At 65.5% G+C, this 20,134-nt stretch carries 16 protein-coding genes; 11 read left to right on the forward strand and 5 right to left on the reverse strand.

What is annotated here, in order from left to right; all coding sequences use genetic code 11:
* Positions 1 to 50: 50 nt before the first annotated feature.
* The 11 genes from accB (at position 51) to AGI3411_RS23100 (ending at position 10,359) form a co-directional block, all read left to right on the forward strand.
* Positions 51 to 506, forward strand: coding sequence for an acetyl-CoA carboxylase biotin carboxyl carrier protein (gene accB, locus AGI3411_RS23050; RefSeq protein WP_129529660.1), 456 nt, complete (start codon positions 51 to 53; stop codon positions 504 to 506).
* A gap of 9 nt (positions 507 to 515) precedes the next feature.
* On the forward strand, positions 516 to 1,862 hold the full coding sequence (gene accC / locus AGI3411_RS23055; protein WP_129529661.1) for an acetyl-CoA carboxylase biotin carboxylase subunit: 1,347 nt from the start codon (positions 516 to 518) through the stop codon (positions 1,860 to 1,862).
* A gap of 131 nt (positions 1,863 to 1,993) precedes the next feature.
* Positions 1,994 to 2,923 carry a 50S ribosomal protein L11 methyltransferase gene (gene prmA, locus AGI3411_RS23060; RefSeq protein WP_129529662.1) on the forward strand — a complete coding sequence of 310 codons (930 nt, stop codon included), beginning with the start codon at positions 1,994 to 1,996 and terminating at the stop codon, positions 2,921 to 2,923.
* 24 nt (positions 2,924 to 2,947) lie between these two features.
* Entirely contained in the window at positions 2,948 to 4,096 is a 1,149-nt protein-coding gene (locus AGI3411_RS23065) for a DUF3426 domain-containing protein (protein WP_129529663.1), read from the forward strand.
* A 12-nt stretch (positions 4,097 to 4,108) separates the two neighbouring features.
* The gene (locus AGI3411_RS23070) at positions 4,109 to 5,050 is read left to right on the forward strand and encodes a carbohydrate kinase family protein (RefSeq protein WP_129529664.1); all 942 of its coding nucleotides are present in this window, start codon (positions 4,109 to 4,111) and stop codon (positions 5,048 to 5,050) included.
* Between the two features lie 170 nt (positions 5,051 to 5,220).
* Positions 5,221 to 5,724, forward strand: a complete 504-nt coding sequence (locus AGI3411_RS23075; protein WP_129529665.1) for an outer membrane lipoprotein — start codon at positions 5,221 to 5,223, stop codon at positions 5,722 to 5,724.
* A gap of 427 nt (positions 5,725 to 6,151) precedes the next feature.
* Positions 6,152 to 6,391: an acyl carrier protein gene (locus AGI3411_RS23080; RefSeq protein WP_129529666.1), complete on the forward strand. Its 240-nt coding sequence runs from the start codon at positions 6,152 to 6,154 to the stop codon at positions 6,389 to 6,391.
* On the forward strand, positions 6,369 to 7,553 hold the full coding sequence (locus tag AGI3411_RS23085) for a D-alanyl-lipoteichoic acid biosynthesis protein DltD (RefSeq protein ID WP_129529667.1): 1,185 nt from the start codon (positions 6,369 to 6,371) through the stop codon (positions 7,551 to 7,553). The genes AGI3411_RS23080 and AGI3411_RS23085 overlap by 23 nt, the downstream gene beginning before the upstream one ends.
* Complete coding sequence (locus AGI3411_RS23090; protein ID WP_165359246.1) at positions 7,550 to 7,756, forward strand: hypothetical protein; 207 nt, start codon at positions 7,550 to 7,552, stop codon at positions 7,754 to 7,756. The genes AGI3411_RS23085 and AGI3411_RS23090 overlap by 4 nt, the downstream gene beginning before the upstream one ends.
* A 7-nt stretch (positions 7,757 to 7,763) precedes the next feature.
* Positions 7,764 to 8,891: an MBOAT family O-acyltransferase gene (locus AGI3411_RS23095; protein WP_129529668.1), complete on the forward strand. Its 1,128-nt coding sequence runs from the start codon at positions 7,764 to 7,766 to the stop codon at positions 8,889 to 8,891.
* A gap of 16 nt (positions 8,892 to 8,907) precedes the next feature.
* Complete coding sequence (locus AGI3411_RS23100) at positions 8,908 to 10,359, forward strand: D-alanine--poly(phosphoribitol) ligase (protein WP_129529669.1); 1,452 nt, start codon at positions 8,908 to 8,910, stop codon at positions 10,357 to 10,359.
* Positions 10,360 to 10,383: 24 nt separating this feature from the next.
* On the opposite strand, the gene AGI3411_RS23105 is transcribed toward AGI3411_RS23100, so the two are convergent.
* The 5 genes from AGI3411_RS23105 to AGI3411_RS23125 form a co-directional block, all read right to left on the reverse strand.
* Positions 10,384 to 10,944, reverse strand: coding sequence for a YggT family protein (locus AGI3411_RS23105; RefSeq protein ID WP_129529670.1), 561 nt, complete (start codon positions 10,942 to 10,944; stop codon positions 10,384 to 10,386).
* A 208-nt stretch (positions 10,945 to 11,152) separates the two neighbouring features.
* A complete protein-coding gene (locus tag AGI3411_RS23110) occupies positions 11,153 to 11,815 on the reverse strand; it encodes a histone H1-like DNA-binding protein (protein ID WP_129529671.1) in 663 nt (220 codons plus the stop codon).
* A 350-nt stretch (positions 11,816 to 12,165) separates the two neighbouring features.
* Positions 12,166 to 13,365, reverse strand: a complete 1,200-nt coding sequence (locus AGI3411_RS23115; RefSeq protein ID WP_129529672.1) for a ribonucleotide-diphosphate reductase subunit beta — start codon at positions 13,363 to 13,365, stop codon at positions 12,166 to 12,168.
* A 20-nt stretch (positions 13,366 to 13,385) separates the two neighbouring features.
* Entirely contained in the window at positions 13,386 to 16,313 is a 2,928-nt protein-coding gene (locus AGI3411_RS23120) for a ribonucleoside-diphosphate reductase subunit alpha (RefSeq protein ID WP_129529673.1), read from the reverse strand.
* Positions 16,314 to 16,616: 303 nt separating this feature from the next.
* On the reverse strand, positions 16,617 to 20,123 hold the full coding sequence (locus AGI3411_RS23125) for an indolepyruvate ferredoxin oxidoreductase family protein (RefSeq protein ID WP_129529674.1): 3,507 nt from the start codon (positions 20,121 to 20,123) through the stop codon (positions 16,617 to 16,619).
* Positions 20,124 to 20,134 lie beyond the last annotated feature (11 nt).

A 20,134-nucleotide genomic window follows, 5' to 3' on the forward strand; every position in this document is an offset into this window, starting at 1 on the left:
GCGGACCCGACGCTGGGACGTTGCCGACACTATCTCGGGAAGCAGCTTCTATGGATCTTCGAAAACTCAAAACCCTGATCGACCTGGTGGCTGAATCGGGTATCGCCGAGCTGGAAATCACCGAAGGCGAAGGCAAAGTGAGGATCGTCAAGTTCTCGCAAACCTTGCAGCCGGTCGCCTACCACCAGCCGGAAGCCGGCGTGCCCGTCGCGCCCGTGGCCCAGCCCGCTACGCCGGCCGCGCCCGTTGCGGAAGCCGCGCCGGTGATCCAGGGCCATGTCGTGAAGGCCCCCATGGTTGGCACCTTCTACCGCTCGCCGAACCCGGGCGCCGCGCCGTTCGTCGATGTGGGCGCCACGGTCAAGGAAGGCGATCCGCTCTGCATCATTGAAGCCATGAAGCTGCTCAATGAAATCGAAGCCGACAAGTCCGGCGTCATCAAAGAAATCCTGGTCGAAAACGGCGAGCCCGTCGAGTACGGTCAACCCCTCTTCGTCATTGGCTGATAGCTGAAAATGTTCGAAAAAATCCTGATCGCCAATCGGGGCGAAATCGCCCTGCGCATTCAGCGCGCTTGCCGCGAGCTGGGCATCAAGACCGTGGTCGTGCACTCCGAGGCTGACCGCGAAGCCAAGTACGTGCGCCTGGCCGATGAATCCGTGTGCATCGGGCCCGCGCCGTCGCGTGAAAGCTACCTGAACATGCCGGCCATCATTTCGGCTGCCGAAGTCACGGATTCCGAGGCCATCCACCCGGGCTACGGGTTCCTGTCCGAGAACGCCGATTTCGCCGATCGCGTCGAGAAGAGCGGCTTCGTGTTCATCGGCCCGCGTCCCGACACCATCCGCTTGATGGGCGACAAGGTCAGCGCCAAGCACGCCATGATCGAAGCCGGCGTGCCGGTGGTGCCGGGTTCGGAAGGCGCGTTGCCTGACGATCCGCAGGAAATCATCCGCGTTGCGCGCGAAGTCGGCTACCCGGTCATCATCAAGGCCGCGGGCGGCGGCGGTGGCCGCGGCATGCGCGTGGTCTACACCGAGGCCGCGCTGCTGAACGCCGTCACGATGACCCGTTCGGAGGCCGGCGCCGCGTTCAACAACCCGGAAGTCTATATGGAGAAGTTCCTCGAGAACCCGCGCCATATCGAAATCCAGGTGCTGGCCGATGGCGGGCGCAATGCCGTCTGGCTGGGCGAGCGCGACTGCTCCATGCAGCGCCGCCACCAAAAAGTCATTGAAGAAGCGCCCGCGCCAGGCGTCGCGCGCCGCCTGATCGAGCGCATCGGCGACCGTTGCGCCGACGCCTGCCGCAAGATGGGCTATCGCGGCGCCGGCACGTTCGAATTCCTGTATGAAAACGGCGAGTTCTATTTCATCGAAATGAACACCCGTATCCAGGTCGAGCACCCGGTCACCGAGCTGATCACCGGCATCGATCTGGTCCAGCAGCAGATCCTGATCGCCGCCGGCGAGAAGTTCACCCTGCGCCAGCGCGACATCGCCTTCAAGGGCCACGCCATCGAATGCCGGATCAACGCAGAAGATCCGTTCCGTTTCGTGCCCAGCCCCGGCCGTATCACTAACTGGCATACGCCGGGCGGTCCGGGCGTGCGTATCGATTCGCATGCGTTCAATGGCTATTTCGTGCCGCCGAACTATGATTCGATGATCGCCAAGGTCATCACCTACGGCGATACGCGCGACCAGGCGCTGGCCCGCATGCGCATCGCGCTGTCGGAAATGGTGGTGGAAGGCATTTCCACCAACATCCCGCTGCATCGCGAATTGCTGCAGGATTCCCGCTTCATCGAAGGCGGCACCAGCATCCACTATCTGGAAAACAAGTTGGCGCAGCGTCCCTGACCAACGACTTGGGGCCTTGCGGCCCCTTTTTGCTTCAAGGAAAAGGTCCGCTTGGGGGCTTTTTCCAAAGCGATAAGGTCGACGGGCCGCGGCACATGCCGCGGCCCGTCGGCCAGATGGAAGAAACAATCATGCGTGAACTCGTGCTCCATTGCCTGGAGGCTCAGGCCGAGGCCCTGTCGGATGCGCTGCTCGAAGCGGGCGTGCTGTCGGTGTCGGTCGAAGACGCCGACCTAGGCACCGATGACGAACGCCCCTTGTTCGGCGAACCCGGCACCGAGCCCGATGTGCAGGCCTGGGACCGCAACCGTGTTGTCGCCCTGTTGCCCGACGGCGCCGACCCGGAGCAGATCATGGCGGAGGCCGCCGAGGCGGGCGAACTCGATCCCGCGTTGTTCGCGGGCTGGAGCCTGCGCGACGTGCCCGACGCCGACTGGGTGCGCCTGACGCAGTCGCAGTTTGGCCCCATCCATATCGCCGAGCGCCTGTGGATCGTGCCCAGCTGGCATCGCGACAATCCCGATGTGCCCGGCTTCGAGCCGGAGGCGGCCACGCAGGAAGGCGCGATTCATATCGAACTCGACCCCGGCCTGGCGTTCGGCACGGGCAGCCATCCCACGACGCACCTGTGCCTGGCCTGGCTCGAATCCGAGCTGCCGCAGGGCGCCACGCTGCTGGACTACGGCTGCGGCTCGGGCATTCTCGCCATTGCCGCGCGCAAGCTGGGCGCGGGCCCGACCCTGGCGGTGGATATCGACGCGCAGGCCGTCCAGAGCACGGCCTTCAATGCCGAGGTCAACCGGGTCGAGCTTCAAGCCATGCTGCCCGACGCGCTGCCGGAAGGCACGTTCGGCGTGGTGGTGGCCAACATCCTGTCCAATCCGCTGAAGGTGCTGGCCCCCATGCTGGCCGGGCGTGTCGCCGAAGGCGGCCACCTGGTGCTGTCGGGCGTCCTGGAACGCCAGGCCGAGGAAGTGGCCGCCGCCTATGCGCCCTGGATCGCCATGTCGGTCTGGCGCGCGCGCGACGGTTGGGTCTGCCTGCACGGCCAGAAGGCCTGAGCGCCTGCGCCGCACCATCGCGCCATGGCCCTGACCACCCGTTGCCCGCAGTGCGGCACCTCTTTCAAGGTCGTGCCTGACCAGCTCCGGGTCCGTAACGGCCTGGTGCGCTGCGGTGCCTGCTCGACCGTATTCGACGGGCGCGCCTGCCTGCTGCCGGAGTCCGGCGCGGCCGCTTCGCATCTGCCCGCCGAGCCGGTGGCAAGGCCAGCCGCGTCAGCCGTTCCGCCCTGGGAAGACGAGCCCGAGGCGCCCGTCGACGCGGCGCCGGCGTATCGGCCGCCCGTCGTTGCGCCGTCGCATCCGCCTGTTGCCCCGGCCGCTGCCCAGCCCGCCGTGCTGCGCGGGCGCGACGATATCCGCCGGCGCACCGAGCCCGATGCCGGCCAGCCGGAAGAGGCGGACGACGAATACGAACCCGATGACGATGCCAATGATCGCGCCGAGCCTGCGCGCTGGGCCAGGTCCGCGGAACCGGCGTTCGCCCCGGCGGGCGACTACCGGCACGTGGACGTGCGCGACGACGCCCGCGACGACGAATACGACGACGAATACGCGCCCGAGCACGACGATCCGCGCGAACCGGTGCTGGGCGACACGCGCACGCGCTATTCCAGCGCAACCGACGTAGGCCGGGCGCCACCCGAATTCCTGGACCAGGACCGCCAGGAGCGGCGCGGCCTGATTCGCAAGCTGTGGGGCGGGGCCTGCCTGGCTGGCCTGATCGTGCTGGGCCTGCAGCTGCTCTACGTGTACCGCACCGACATCGCCAACGCCGTGCCGGCCCTGCGGCCGGTGCTGGACGCGGCGTGCCGGCCCCTGGACTGCACCGTCGGGTATGCGCGCCGCCTGGAGCGCATTGCGATTTCCTCTTCGTCGCTGCAGCCGCCGGCCGGCGCGTCGGCGATCGACGATGGGCGCAGCCGGCTCGTGCTCAGACTGGAATTGCGCAACCGCTACGACAAGCCGCAGCACTGGCCCGCGCTGGTGCTGGACCTGACCGATCTGTCGGACACGGTGGTCGTGCGCCGCGTGCTGATGCCGGAAAACTACCTGACTCCCGAGCAGTTGCGCGGCCCCTTCGCGCCTGCCGGGGAGCTGAAAATCTCGGTGCCTATCGAAGTGACCGGCGTGCAGGTCAATGGCTACCAAATCGACAAATTCTTTCCTTAAAGGATGACAAGCATGGCGACCCCCGTTCTGGTCTGCGGTTCGATGGCGTTCGACACCATCGCGGTGTTCGAAGGACGTTTCAAAGAGCACATCCTGGCCGACCGCATCCAATCCCTGAGCGTGTCGTTCCTGGTGCCCAGCATGCGCAAGGAATATGGCGGCTGCTCCGGCAACATCGCCTACAACATGAATCTGCTGGGCGGCAAGCCCGTGCCGGTGGCCACGGTGGGCGAGGACGCGGGCGAGTACCTGGCCCGCCTGTCGGGCCTGGGGATCGACGTCAGCCGCGTGAAGGTCATTGCCGATACCTTCACCGCCCAATGCTTCATCACGACCGACCTGGACGACAACCAGATCACGGCCTTCCATCCGGGCGCCATGTCGTTCTCCGCCGACAACGATCTCAGCGACGCCGACGCGGCGTGGGCGATCATCGCGCCCGACGCCAAGGAAGGCATGTTCGCCCATGCCGAACGCCTGCATAAGCGCGGCATCCCGTTCATCTTCGACCTGGGCCAGGCCATGCCGCTGTTCGACGGTGCCGACCTGGAGCGCATGCTCAAAATGGCGCAGGCGCTGACGGTGAACGATTACGAGGCCGGCGTGGTGGAGCAGCGCACGGGCCGCAGCGTGGCCGATATCGCCAGTACGCTGCAGGCGGTGGTGGTGACGCGCGGCGCCGAAGGCGCCACGCTGCTGACCGGCGGCAAAACCATCCAGATCGAGCCGGTGCGCGCGGCCCAGGTGGTCGATCCCACGGGCTGCGGCGACGCTCAGCGCGGCGGGTTGCTCTATGGCCTCACCAGCGGCTGGAGCTGGGAAGACAGCTGCCGCCTGGGTAACGTCATGGGCGCCATCAAAATCGCTTCGCGCGGCCCGCAGAACCACGCGCCGTCGCGCGCCGAGATCGACGCCGTCCTGCACGCCACCTACGGCATCCATCTGCCCGTCTGAGCGCCGCCGCGCTGCCGGGAACCCGGCGGCGCCAGCTTGGTCGAATCAGCGCCAACGCCGCTGTTTGCAGCTTCTGGCCGTGAGTTTCAGTGTGTTGCAGCTGCGCTGGCCGCCGCTACCGGGCGGAGTATGATCAAGAAGTCGTCGGCATAGCCGATCGAGGAGTCCAAATGAACCAAAGCAAATCTTTTTCCCTGATCGCGCCGCGTACCGGCCGGTGGCTGGCTATCGCCGCCGTCGTGACGTCGATGGCAGTCCTGGGCGGCTGCGCGAATCGCAGTGCATCCAGCGGGGTGTACAGCTATGACCAGGCGCAGCGTGAACAGATCGTGCGCACGGGAACGGTCACGGGCGTGCGTCCCATCGTGATCCAGAACGACAAATCCAGCGGTGTCGGCATGGTTGCCGGCGGCGCATTGGGCGGCGTGGCGGGCAACGCCATCGGCGGCGGCACGGGCCGCACCATCGCCACGGTCGGCGGCGTCATCCTGGGCGCCCTGGCGGGCAACGCCGTCGAGAACCAGGTCGGCAAGAATTCCGGCTACGAAATCACCGTGCGCCTCGACAACGGCGAAACCCGCGTCATCGCGCAGGAAGCGGATGTGCCCATCAGCGTGGGCCAGCGCGTCCAGGTGATCAGCGGCTCCGGCCCGACCCGCGTCACGCCGATGTAATCGCCGCCGCATCCGGGAAGCCGTTGCTTCCCGGCAAGGCAGTACCGGAAATGCCCGCGCAAGCGGGCATTTTCGTTGGCGGCCCCTTCGGCGGAAAATGGGGCGCCGGGCCGCAGCCTGGCAGACGTAAAAATATGTCGCTCCGTCGCAACGGAGTACCCCGGGACTTACCCGCAGGCGTTACGTTTTCCAGCCTTTTCTCGCCATTTCCTCCAAAAGTTTCATGGCGATTCGACGGGCGAAGTGACATGATTGCGCCTGCGAGCGATGTCGTGCCGTGAATATCATGTAACCAAGTGCTTCTCGACGTCGTTCTGGCACGCTGGAATTTCAGTTCGGTTTCAGCCTTTTTTCAGTATCCTCCTCGTCCTGATTATCCAGGGCAGGGGATGTTTTGCCCACAAGGCAACGTAACGCTGCACGAGCTATGCATTCCGAGCAAGAACTCCATACCCGGATCGGCGAGATTGTCGAGTCGATCGTCATGAAGAAAGTCACTCCCGATACGCAGCTGATCGCTACCGGCCTCGTCGACTCCCTGGCTGCCGTGGACATCACGCTCGCCGTCGAGTCGGAGTACGGCTGCAGCATCCCGGCTCCCGAGATCGCGGAGCATCTACAGTCGGTCCGCACGCTTGCCGGCTATGTCGCTACCCATACTTCGTAATTCCCGGCTGTTGTCTCACGTCGCGGCTGCCGCGACGGCGGTGGCACTGGCGATCGGGGCCTACTGCGGCGCGGACGACGTGCTCAGCCGCATCGTGAACCCCATGCAGCCGGCCGCCTCCGCGGCCAGCAAGAGCAACTACCTGCCCAACCTGGGGCCGGACTGGGGCACGCAGCACGTCAACCTGAACCGCCTGGGCAATGCCCTGAGCGACGGCACGCTGGTCGTGCTCGGCTCGTCCGAGCTGTCCAGCCACGACCTGCGTTTCGTGCCCTACCGCTTCTTCCCGGAAGAGCTGAAGGTGCCCACGCTGGCCTACGGCCATGCCATGTTCCAGTCCTATGGGATCGTCAGCGTGCTGGAGTCAGTGGCGGATTCGCTGACGCCCAACACGCGGCTGGTGATCATGGTGTCGCCCGCCTGGTTTGCCTCGGGCGGCCAGTTGCCGCGCAGCGCGTTCGCCGAGCACGTAACGGGCCCGGTCTGGGACCGCCTGTGGGACCAGCCGAGCACGCGCGAGCAGATGCAGACGTGGATCACCGACAACGCCAACTGGGGGCTGCTGTGGCTCATCGCTAATGGCCAGGTCGCCGAGCTTAAGGACAAGCTGTCGCTGTGGTGGCAGGCGCGCAAGGAGCCGGCGCCCGACAAACCGCGCAGCAAGCTGTCGGTGCCTGCGCACCGCTTCGTGTCCTGGCCGTCGGCGGCCCGCCTCGACCAGGGCCAATGGGGCCGCTTGACGCACCAGGCGCGCGACGTCGAAAGCGACCTGGGCGGCCACAATCCCTACGACGTGCGCGACGATTACTACAAGCAATATCTGGCGCCCCTGTATTCGCCGGCCCGCAACGAGTTTGCGGACGTCGATCCGATCACCCGCGCCGAATTGGGCGATCTGTCGCGCGTCATGGCCTTGCTGCAGAAGCGCAAGGTCCACGCCTATTTCGTCATCCAGCCGTTCAATCCCAAGCTCATTCTCGACGTCGAGCGCTTCGATCCCGTGGTGGCCGCCATCACCGGCATGTGCGAGCGTTACCGGATGGGCTGCCTGGACCTCTACAGCATTCCGTTCGAGCCGGGCATGCTGCGCGACGACATGCATCTGGCCGAACTCGGCTGGGCGATGGCCGACCAAGGCATTGCGGAGTACTTTTCCCGATGAGCAAATTGTTCTCCTGGGGCCGGCCGAAGGCCGGCAATCCCGCCGCGGAGCAGGAAGTGCGCAAGGGCGCCGCCTGGGGGCGCCGCTTCTTCTGGCACCTGTGCCTGTACCTCGGGGTGATCCTGGTCTTCGTGCTGCAAGCGCAGCCCACCACGGGCAGCGGCGGACCGATCAAGGTCGAATTCCAATACCAACAGTTCTGACCGCAGCATGGAATTGTTCGCAAGCTTGAGCTTTTTCGGGGGCGCCTTGTTCGGCGGCCTGGGCCTGTTGGTGTACCGGTCTTTCGGCATGCCGCTGCACATCGGCTACCGGCACGTCATCGGCGTGATCTGCCTGGGCGTCTGGATGGGGGTGTTCTGGGCGCGTCCCTACCAGCCGATCGCGCTGATCGCCATTGCGGGCAGCGCGCTGTGGGCCGTGCGGCGCAACTACATTCCCACGTGGCTGGGCGTGATCATCACGATGACGCCGCTGCTGCTGGTAAAGACCGGCGTGTCGCACCTGGGCGCGATGCTGGGGCTGTCGTTCGCCACGTTCCGCGCCATCGACGTGCTGCTGTTCGCGCAGCGCAACGAACGCGTCTCGCCGCTGGATTACTTCATCTACCTGTTCTTCCCGCTGACGCTCCTGGCCGGCCCCATGTACCGCTGGCGCAACTTCCAGGCGGACCTGAAGCGCGGCTACGAAGGAGTGAACCTGAACACCTGGCTGAGCGGCCTGGAACTCATCATGCTCGGCGTCATCCAGAAATTCGGCCTGGCCGAGCTGATCTGGCGCTACGGCCTGGCGACACTGGACGCGCACGACTATTCGTTCACCGGCGTGGCGCTCAACGCTTCGCTCTACAGCGCCTACCTGTTCTTCGACTTCGCCGGCTATTCCACCATGGCGATCGGCATCGGCATGCTGTTCGGCTTCACCTTGCCGATCAACTTCCGCAACCCGCTGGCGACGCTGAACCCGCAGGATTTCTGGCGGCGCTGGCACATCAGCCTGTCGGAATGGCTGCGCGACGTGGTATTCATGCCGATCTACAAGGCGCTGAGCAAGACCGCGTACTTTTCGCGCCACCGTCTGGCCGCGCAGAACATCGGCATTTTCGCGACCCTGCTGGCCATGGGCGTCTGGAACGGGCTGTCGCTGCACTACATCGTCAGCGGCCTCATGTTCGGTGCGTACTCGGTGGGCCACAACCTGCTGGTCAACGCTGCGCGCACCCGTCCGGCCCTGCAGGCCGCCCTGGCGCGGCCCGTCATGCGCTTCCTCGGGCGCGTGCTTACTTTGATCCTGGCTGCGCTGGCGCTCTACGTGTTCAGCGGCCGCAGCCCTATTTGACGCCGGGGGTTTCGGCATGCGTTTCGACCTGAAGTCCTTCCAGTTCACGGATGCCGAGCGAGCTCCCGACGCGCTGGCCATTGTCGCCGCCGACCGCAGCCTGACCTGGTCGCAATTGCGCGACGAAGCGCGGGCCTGGGCCGGGGAGGCGCGCCGGCACGGCGTTGCGCCGGACGTGCCGGTGGCCGTCTACGGCCACAAAGAGGCGTCGTTCTTCGTCGCGATGGTCGGGGCGTTGCTGATCGGCGCGCCCTTCGTTCCCGTGGACACGATCTATCCGGCCGAGCGCCTGCGCCGCATCGTCGAGATCGTGCGGGCGGCAGCCGTCTACGACGCGGCGGCTGGCGCGTTCACGCCGGGCGAGGGCGCCATGCTGGACGAGCGCGGCCTGGCCTATGTCATGTTCACGTCGGGCAGCACGGGCGATCCGAAGGGCGTGCAGATTGGCCGCGAGAGCGTGGGCCTGCTGGGCGACTGGATGCTGGGCAGTTTCGGGCTGGGCGATGCTCCCGTGTTCATGAACCAGGCGCCGTTCAGCTTCGATCTTTCCATGTACGAAGTATTCGCCACCCTGGCTTCGGGCGGCACCTGCGTGCTGAACGCGCGCGAGCAGATCGCGGCGGCCGGCACCTGGATTCCACGGCTGGCGGAGCATGGCGTCACCGTATGGGTGTCCACGCCGTCGTTCGCGCACCAGCAGCTGGCCAATCGCGATTTCTCGCCGGCCGCGCTGCCCACGCTGCGCACCTTCCTGTTCTGCGGCGAACCCCTGCCTGCGGCGCTGGCCAGGAAGCTGCGCCAGCGCTTTCCCGGCGCGGTCATCCTGAACACCTACGGTCCGACCGAGGCCACCGTCGCCACCACCTGGATCGAAGTCACCGACGCCGTGCTGGCCGCGCACGACCCGCTGCCGGTCGGCCATGCCAAACCGGACAGCGAGCTGCTGGTGGACGAAGGCGGCGAGATCTGCATCGTGGGCGACCACGTCATGCGCGGCTATTTGAACCGGGCCGACCTGAACGAGGCCAAGCTCTACATCTACGCCGACGGGCGGCGGGCATTCCGCACCGGCGACCTGGGGCAGATGGACGAGAAGGGCCTGTTGTTCTGCCGCGGCCGGATGGACGATCAGATCAAGCTGAACGGCTACCGCATCGAACTGGCCGAGATCGACGAGGCGCTGCATGGCTTGCCGGGCGTGGAGGGCGGCGCCTGCGCGGTGCTGCGCCGGCCCGATGGCACGGCAGTGCGGCTGATCGGTTTCGTGGCGGGCGTGGCGGCGGCGGACTCGCCGGCGAGTTTGCTGGCGCCGGAAGCGCTCGAGGGCTGGAAGGCGCGGCTGGCCCAGCGCCTGCCGCCTTATATGGTGCCGTCCGAACTGGTGGCCTGTGCAGCGCTGCCCATGTCGAACAACCACAAGATCGACCGCAAGAAGCTGATCGAGATCTACACCGCCATTCCGATGTGAGGGCGGGGCGCGCGGCCCCGCGCCTCAGATGCCCATCAGGCCGTAGCTCAGGCGGGCCAGGACCATCAGCACGATCTGCGCCACGATCAGCAGCACCAGCGGCGAAAAGTCGATCGAGGTACGGGGCAGGATGCGGCGGATGGGGTTGAGCATCGGATCGGTCAGCGCCTGCAGCAGCGGCATCATGGGCGCCATGGGGTTGACCCACGACAGCACCGCCTGGATCAGGGTCAGCCAGACCACCAGGTTCAGCGCCCATTTGGCGGCCATGACCAGCGCCGAGCCCATGGCGGCGGGCAGCAGTTCGAGGGGAATGAGCGCGCCGATCGCCACCAGCCAGATCAGCACCAGGTAGATCAGCGCGGACAGCCAGGCGGCGACCAGGCTGGTCCAGTCGATCTTGTTGCCGGCGGGAATGATCTTGCGCAGCGGCGTCACCAGCCAGTTGGTGGCCTGGTAAACCGCGCGGGCGAGGGGATTGAAGGGGTGCAGCCGTATCGCGTGCATCCAGGCGCGGGCAATCAGCGCCGCGCCGAACAGCGTGAACACGATTTCGAGCAGGAAGCGGAAGATTTCACCGAGCATGGACACGATCACCCTGAAAAAGAGGAGTCAATTGTCGCACGCTCAAGCATGAAAAAAGCGCCCCCATTGGGTTGAGGCTTCTTTTGCCGTAAGGCGGGCCCAGGGCAAGCACGCCCCGCCAGGGAAGGCCTGTTTTTTCTTGCGGTAAAAGAGCCGCCCGGCCAAGGCCAGGCGGCTCGTGCGAAGCTAAGGCTTCGAACCGTCCTGATTAGGGGCGGCCACCGGTCGGGAACGGCCACGACGCGGCGGGGTTCAGCGCGGTCTTCGCGCCCGGGGCGGCAGCCGTGGACGGCGGCGTTACGGGCTTCTTCGGAGCGGCTTTCTTCGCAGCAGGCTTCTTTGCAGCGGCCGGCTTCTTGGCAGCAGCAGGCTTGGCGGCAGCGGGGGCCTTCTTGGCAACGGCCTTCTTGGCAGCAGGCGCCTTCTTGGCAACCGCCTTCTTGGCGACGGCCTTCTTGGCTACCGCTTTCTTGGCGACGGCCTTTTTGGCGACGGCCTTCTTGGCAACCGCTTTCTTGGCGACGGCCTTTTTGGCGACGGCCTTCTTGGCAACCGCTTTCTTGGCGACGGCCTTTTTGGCGACGGCCTTCTTGGCTACCGCTTTCTTGGCGACGACCTTCTTGGCAACCGCTTTCTTGGCGACGGCCTTCTTGGCCACGGCCTTCTTGGCTACCGCCTTCTTGGCGACGGCTTTCTTGACGGCCGGCTTCTTGGCGGCAACCTTCTTCACTGCCGGTTTCTTGGCAGCGACTTTCTTGACGGCTACCTTCTTGACGGCAGCTTTCTTGGCCGGAGCGGCCTTCTTCGCTACTGCCTTCTTGGCGGCGGGCTTTTTCACCGCTTTCTTTACGGCTTTCTTGGCTGTTGCCATGGTCATGCTCCTTAGGTTCAGGGGTCCCAGAACTTAAACCCGTGCCCCGATCCGCCAACAAGACGAATCGTGCCCGGGCTATTCATCGGCGCATGCCGCTGTTCTGTGCGAGCAACAGCTACTACGGTTTGCGCTAATGAATTCGGCACAGCCATTTGATATGGCCCCCGCTCCTTTGGCGCGAGCCATTTCAAATGGCGCCGGTCGGCTGCCTGATCACAGGCTGCCGACCGCTTGTTCTACGTGTTCGAAAATACCAGAACACCCTGACCGGGGAGACCGCCATCAAGCCTGTCGCGAACGCGACGCCCAGTTGGGCGTGCCCGCGCCGGGCTCGATGGCGTACTGCTTTACTCCCAGCTCAGCGTGCCACCGGTTTGGTATTCGATCACGCGAGTTTCAAAAAAGTTGCGTTCCTTTTTAAGATCGATCATTTCCGCCATCCACGGGAAGGGATTTTCTTCCTGCGGGAACAGCGGTTCGATACCGATTTGCTGGCAACGGCGGTTGGCGATGAAGCGCAGGTAGGACTTGAACATGGGGGCGTTCAGGCCCAGCACGCCGCGCGGCATCGTGTCTTCGGCGTAAGCGTATTCGAGTTCGACCGCTTTGCGGAAGAGTTCTCGGATTTCTTCGCGGAATTCCGGCGTCCACAGATGCGGATTTTCCAGCTTGATGGTGTTGATCAGGTCGATGCCGAAGTTGCAATGCATGGATTCATCGCGAAGGATGTACATGTATTGCTCGGCGGCGCCAGTCATCTTGTTCTGGCGGCCCAGCGCCAGGATCTGCGTGAAACCAACGTAGAAGAACAGGCCTTCCATCAGGCAAGCGAAGACGATCAGCGACTTCAGCAGCGTCTGGTCGGCTTCGGGAGTGCCCGTCTTGAAGTTGGGGTCCGCGATCGCGTCGATGAACGGGATCAGGAACTCGTCCTTGGCGCGGATGGACGGGACTTCGTTGTAGGCGTTGAAGATCTCCGCCTCGTCCAGGTCCAGGCTTTCGACGATGTATTGATAGGCGTGTGTGTGGATCGCTTCCTCGAACGCCTGGCGCAGCAGGAACTGGCGGCACTCGGGCGCCGTGATGTGGCGGTAGGTGCCCAGCACGATGTTGTTCGCGGCCAGCGAGTCGGCCGTGACGAAGAAACCCAGGTTGCGCTTGACGATGCGGCGCTCGTCCTCGGTGAGCCCGTTCGGGTTCTTCCAGAGGGCGATGTCGCGCGACATGTTGATCTCTTGCGGCATCCAATGGTTGGCGCAAGTGGCCAGGTACTTCTCCCATGCCCACTTGTACTTGAAGGGCACGAGCTGATTGACGTCCGTCTGGCCGTTGATGATGCGCTTGTCGGCAACCTTCACGCGCTGCGAGGTGGCGGAGCCGCTGACGGCCAGGCCGGCCGCGTGTTCAGGCGCGGCGGGCGTGGGCATGGCGGCGTCGCCGAATACGCCGGTCGCCGCCCGGACTTCGGGCGCAGCCTGCCCGCTCGCCGCGGGGGCGGGCGATTGTGCAGGTTGCTTGGCGATGGTGTCGTCTTCCCAATTAATCATGATTCATTCTCCGGAGGCGGTTATTGGCAGGCTTCGCACTCTTCGAAGCCGGGGTCGCCCGGCCGCATGGTGCAAACCGCCCCGAGAACTTCGGGTTCCGGCAAAACAGGTGCAGCCGCTGCAGCCGCAGCCGTGGACTGGCCTCCTGCGCTGACGGCGTTCAGTTCGCCGCCGCGTCCCGTGGACTTCTCAGCGCTGGTGGCGCCAAGGGTGCGCAGGTAGTAGGTCGTCTTCAGGCCACGCTTCCAGGCCAGCTTGTAGGTGTCGTCCAGCTTCTTGCCCGATGCCCCAGCCATGTAGATGTTCAGCGACTGGGCTTGATCGATCCACTTCTGGCGGCGCGACGCGCATTCAACCAGCCAGCTCGGTTCGACTTCGAACGCGGTGGCGTAGAGTTCGCGGAGTTCGGAAGGTACGCGATCGATGCGGGACAGGCTGCCGTCGAAGTACTTGAGGTCGGCGACCATGACTTCGTCCCAGAGACCGAGTTTCTTCAGGTCACGCACGAGGTAATCGTTAACGACCGTGAACTCGCCGGAGAGATTCGATTTGACGTACAAGTTCTGGAAAGTGGGTTCGATGCACGCAGATACACCAATGATATTGGAAATAGTCGCGGTTGGGGCGATTGCGATGCAATTGGAGTTGCGCATGCCATGTTCTTTGATGCGCGCGCGCAACGTATCCCAATCGAGCGTGCTCGACTCATCGACCTCGACGTGACCACCGCGCTCATCGCGCAGCATCTTCAGCGTGTCTTGCGGCAGGATGCCACGCGACCACAACGAGCCTTCATACGATTGATAGCGGCCGCGTTCTTCGGCGAGCAGGCTCGAGGCCCAGTATGCGTGATAGCACACGGCTTCCATCGAGCGATCGGCGAATTCGATCGCGTCCTGCGACGCGTAAGGCACGCGCATCATCTGCAGGCAATCCTGGAAGCCCATGATGCCCATGCCCACCGGACGATGGCGCGCGTTCGAGTTGCGGGCCTTGTCGACGGCGTAGTAGTTGATGTCGATCACGTTGTCGAGCATGCGCATGGCGATGCGCACCGTGCGCTTGATCTTGTCGTGGTCGAGTTCGAAACCGCCGCCGGCGGCCGGCTTCATGTGCGCGACCAGGTTCACGGAACCCAGGTTGCACACCGCGATTTCGGATTCGTTGGTGTTCAACGTGATCTCGGTGCACAGGTTCGAGCTGTGGACGACGCCCACGTGCTGCTGCGGCGAACGGATGTTGCACGGATCCTTGAAGGTGATCCACGGGTGGCCGGTTTCGAACAGCATCGACAGCATCTTGCGCCACAGGGTCAGCGCCGGCATCTTCTTGAAGAGCTTCAGCTCGCCGCTGGCGACCTTGGATTCATAGCCGACGTAGGCCTTCTCGAATTCCTGACCGACCTTGTCGTGCAGGTCGGGGCAGTCGGACGGCGAGAACAGGGTCCATTCGCCGCCTTCCATGACGCGCTTCATGAACAGGTCGGGAATCCAGTTCGCCGTGTTCATGTCGTGCGTGCGGCGGCGTTCGTCGCCGGTGTTCTTGCGCAGTTCCAGGAATTCTTCGATGTCCAGGTGCCACGTTTCCAGGTACGTGCAGACAGCGCCCTTGCGCTTGCCGCCCTGGTTCACCGCGACGGCGGTGTCGTTGACGACCTTCAGGAACGGCACGACGCCCTGGCTTTCGCCGTTGGTGCCCTTGATGTGGCTGCGCAGCGCGCGGACCGGAGTCCAGTCGTTGCCCAGGCCGCCGGCGTACTTGGCCAGCAGCGCGTTTTCCTTGATGGCGTCGTAGATGCCTTCCAGGTCGTCGGAGACGGTGGTCAGGTAGCACGACGACAGCTGCGAGTGCAGGGTGCCGGAGTTGAACAGCGTCGGCGTCGAGCTCATGAAGTCGAACGAGGACAGGATCTCGTAGAACTCGATGGCGCGGGCTTCGCGGTCGGTTTCGCGCAGCGCCAGGCCCATGGCCACGCGCATGAAGAACACCTGCGGCAGTTCGATGCGGGTGCCGCGGATGTGCAGGAAGTAGCGGTCGTACAGCGTCTGCAGGCCGAGGTAGCCGAATTGCAGGTCGCGCTTGGCGTTCAGGGCGTGGCCGAGCTTGGTCAGGTCATAGTTGGCCAGTTCGGGCGACAGCAGGCCGCCTTCGATGCCGCGGGCGATGAAGGCGGGGAAGTATTCGGCGTAGCGCGCGCCCATGCCGTCTTGCGAGACTTCTTCGCCCAGCACTTCCTTGCGGATCGTGTGCAGCAGCAGACGGGCGGTGACCTGGCTGTAGGCCGGGTCCTTTTCGACCAGCGCGCGCGCCGACAGGATGGCGGACTTGAACACTTCGTCGACGGGGATGCCGTCGTACAGGTTCTTGACCGTTTCCTTCAGGATCGCTTCCGTGTCGATGAATTCGGCCAGGCCTTCGCCGGCGGCTTCGATGGTGGCGCGCAGTTCAGCCAGGTTCAGCGGACGGCGCTCGCCGGCATCGGTCACGTTCAGCACGTGTTCCTGCGGGGCTGCGGCGGCCTTTTCCTGGCCTTCGGCGGCGGCTGCCGCGGCGCGTTCCTGCGTGCGCTTTTCCCGGTACAGCACGTAGGAGCGGGCGACGTCGTGCTGGCCCGAGCGCATCAGCGCCAGTTCGACCTGGTCCTGGACGTCTTCAATATGGAAGGTGCCGCCGCCGGGGCGGTTGCGGACCAGGGCGTTGACGACCTGGGTGGTCAGCGTTTCCACCAGTTCGCGCACGCGGGCGGACGCGGCGCCCTGGCCGCCATTCACGGCCAGGAATGCCTTGGTCATGGCGATGGCGATCTTGTTGGGTTCGAACCCGACCACCGAGCCATTGCGGCGAATGATGTTGTAGCTGGCCCATTGCCCGCCGTTGTCGGCGGGAGAATCGGTTTGCGAGGGCGGCACGGCCGAAGGCCGGGTCACAGAGGCGATCGTAGTCTGCATGGAAGCTCCTGTGCGAAAAGCGCGTAGATAACGACATGACGGCGTCATGTCCGGTACGAAATCGGGTCTTTTGAGGGGGATCGCGACGCTTGGACGGGCTAGTCCAAATGGCGTGGCCGACGGGAATCAGCGCTTAGGCGACCACAACATGTAGTGTAGCATCCCTCGATGGACACTAATTCTAGTGATCGAGTACGACAGCGACAAGAAGAAGATAAGACGAAGTTCACAAAAGATTGTTACTAAATGCACTAGGCGCGCCCAGCAAGGCGCGCCTAGGACGGTGCCGCTCAGAGCGAATGTTTATGCGGTTTTCCGCAGGGGCATATCGCGCGGGGCAGGCGCCGTATAGCTTTGCATCAATCGGCCCAGCTCCGTCCGATACTTCTCGACGCTTGCCGCCTTCACGTGGCCGAAGCCGCGTATGGTTTCTGCAAGGGCGGCGATTGTAGCCGCTTGGGCAATCTTGTCCCGGTTCAACCCTTCGAGCAACTGGTCTATGGTCTGGCGGTACTCGCGGACCAGCGCCCGTTCCATTTTGCGCTCGGCGGTGTGGCCGAAGGGATCGAACCAGGTGCCCCGCAGGCCTTTCAGGCGCGTCAGCACTTTCAGCGCCGTCAGGGTGCGGGGGCCCAGCGTCATCTTGCGCGGCACGCCGGTGCGCGGGTCCTTGCGGGCGAAGATGGGCGGGGCCATGTGGAAGCGCAGGCTGTAGTCGCCTTCGAACTGATTCTTGAGCTGCGCCTGGAATGCTTCGCCGGTATAGAGCCGGGCCACTTCGTACTCGTCCTTGTATGCCATGAGCTTGAAGAGGCCGCGCGCCACCGCCATCGCCAGGCGCGGGGTCCGGGCGTCGGGCGCCAGCTCGCGTTCGCGGGCCGCCACGGCGTCGACCACGGCCTGGAACGTCCGGGCATAGGCCGCGTCCTGGTAGGCCGTCAGGTCCTCGACACGCCGGGCCACGGCGCGTTCGAAGGTCTCGGGCACGTGCAGCTGCACCACCTGGGCGCGCGGGCGCAGCGCACCGTCCAGCGCGTCGGGCTGGTGCGCAGCCAGGCGGCCGCTGTCGAACGCGGCGCGATTGGCGGCTACCGCCACGCCGTTGAGCTCGATGGCGCGGTAGATGGCGGCCTGGGACAGCGGCACGCCGCCGCGCTGCCACGCGTAGCCCAGCATGAACATGTTGGACAGGATGCTGTCGCCGAACAGCGCCAGCGCGGCGGCGTGGGCGTCGATTTCGGCGGTGCTGGACTCGCCCGCCGCGTGGCGGATCTTGGCCAGCAGCGCCTCGGGCCGCATCGCGGCATCCGGGTTCCGCGTGAAGTCGGACACGGGGGCGACATAGGTGTTGACGGTGACCCGGGTGTGGCCGCGGCGCAGCGCGCCGAGCGAGTCCGGTGCCACGGAGGCCACGGGGTCGCACAGGATCGCCGCGTCGGCCTGCTGCCAGTCCAGGCGCACGGGGCCGTCGGGCGCGCCAGGAGGCGCCAGCCGGATATGGCTGACCACCGTGCCGCCTTTCTGCGCCAGGCCGGTAAGGTCCAGCACCGCGGCGGACAAGCCCTCTAGATGCGCCGCCATCGACACGATGGCGCCGATCGTGATGACGCCGGTGCCGCCCATGCCCGCGACCAGCAGGCGGTACGGCTGGTCCAGCACGGGCGCGGCGGGCAGGGGCAATTGCGCGATCAGCTGCTGCAGGCGCTCCTGGTCGGCCTTGGGCGCGGCGCTCTTCCTGGGCTTGCCGCCCATGACCGAGACGAAGCTGGGGCAGAAGCCCTCCGCGCACGAATAATCCTTGTTGCAGCTGGACTGGTCGATGGCGCGCTTGCGGCCGTACGGCGTTTCCAGCGGCACCACCGACAGGCAGTTCGACTGCACGCCGCAGTCGCCGCAGCCCTCGCAGACCGCGCTGTTGATCAGCATGCGGCGCGCCGGGTCGGGGAACTGGTTTTTCTTCCGGCGGCGGCGTTTCTCGGCGGCGCAGGTCTGATCGTGGATCAGCACGGTCACGCCGGCGATCTCGCGCAGTTCGCGCTGCAGCGCGTCCAGTTCGCGGCGGTGGCTCACCTGGATGCCAGGGCCGAGGTCCACACCCCGGTACTTTTCGGGCTCGTCGCTGGTGACGACGATGCGCGCCACGTTTTCGCCGCGCAGCTGCTGGCAGATCTGCGGCACGGAGATCGGGCCGTCGACGGGCTGGCCGCCCGTCATCGCGACGGCGTCGTTGAAGAGGATCTTGTAGGTGATGTTGGCGCGCGCGGCCACCGCCTGGCGGATGGCCAGGTAGCCGGAGTGGTAGTACGTGCCTTCGCCCATGTTCTGGAAGACGTGCGGCATCTTGGTGTAGCGCGACAGGCCGATCCAGTCGACGCCTTCGCCGCCCATCTGGGTCAGGCCGCCCGTGTCGCGGTCCATCCAGGCGGCCATGTAGTGGCAGCCCACGCCGGACAGCGCCTGACTGCCTTCGGGAACCTTGGTGGAGGTGCTGTGCGGACAGCCCGAGCAGAAGTAGGGGCGGCGGCGCATGCCGTCGGCCTCGTTGGACAGCGGGGCCTGGCAGTCGAAGGCGGACAGGTCGGCCGCCAGCGGCAGGCCGGCGGCGCGGCGCAGCCAGCCGGCGAGCGGGCCCGCCAGCAGGGACGGGCGCAGCTGGCCCGCGGACGGCACCATCGGTTCGCCGTCAAAGCCCTTCTTACCCGTGACCGAAGGACGCTGCGGCAGATTGAACAACAGGTCCTTGATCTGGCTTTCGACGACGGCGCCCTTTTCCTCGACCACGAGGATGTGCGACAGGCCGCGCGCGAATTCCAGCAGGCGGCCGGCGTCCAGCGGCCAGGTCAGGCCGGGCTTGTAGATGCGGACGGGCGCGTTCGCGGTAACGGTATCCACGCCCAGGCGCGACAGCGCTTCCATCGTGTCCAGGTGCGCCTTGCCGACCGTGACGATGCCGACGGTGGCCTTGGGCGCCGCACAGGTCAGGCGGTCGATGCTGTGGCGGCGCGCAAACGCGGCCACGGCCTTCATGCGCAGGTTCATGCGCGTCTCGACGGCCAGCGACAGGAAGTCGCGCGCCGAATACTCCAGCGCCTCGGGCGGCAGCTCCGGGTCGGCCGGCATGTCGTAGGAGGCGAGGGGAGCGGGCGTGAACGAGTGCCCGCTTTCGATGGTCTCGGATACCGCCTTGAAGGCGACCCAGGTGCCCGAATGGCGCGACAGGGCCCAGCCCCACAGCGCGAAGGTTTCGTACTCGTCGATGGAGGCGGGGTGGACGATGGGCATCTGCCAGCCGATCAGCGAGGCTTCGCTGGCATGCGGGATCGAAGACGAAACGGCTGTGTGGTCGTCCCCCACCACGACAAGCACGCCGCCGTTGCGCGATGCGCCCGCGGCGTTGCCATGATGCAGCGCGTCGCCGGCACGGTCCACGCCCGGGCCCTTGCCGTACCACATCGCGAAGACGCCATCGACGTTGCGGTCGGACCGCAGGCCGGCCTGCTGCGTGCCCATGACGGCGGTGGCCGCCATGTCTTCATTGATGCCGGGCAGGAAGCTGATCTGGTTGGCGTCCAGCGCCTTCTGCGCCTTCCACATGGCCATGTCCACGCCGCCCAGGGGGGAGCCGCGGTAGCCCGAGACGAAGCCGGCCGTGTTCAGGCCGCGTTCGCGGTCGCGCCGGCGCTGGGTGAGCATAATGCGCACCAGGGCCTGGGTGCCGGTCAGGAAGATGCGCCCGGAGGTCCGGGTGAGGTTGTCGGTCAGCTGGTAGTCGAGGTCCAGCTGGGGTTCGGCGGCGGGGGTACCGTCCATAATGAATACTC

Origin of the sequence: Achromobacter agilis (assembly GCF_900496965.1) — a bacterium.
GTDB classification, from domain to species: domain Bacteria; phylum Pseudomonadota; class Gammaproteobacteria; order Burkholderiales; family Burkholderiaceae_B; genus Achromobacter; species Achromobacter agilis.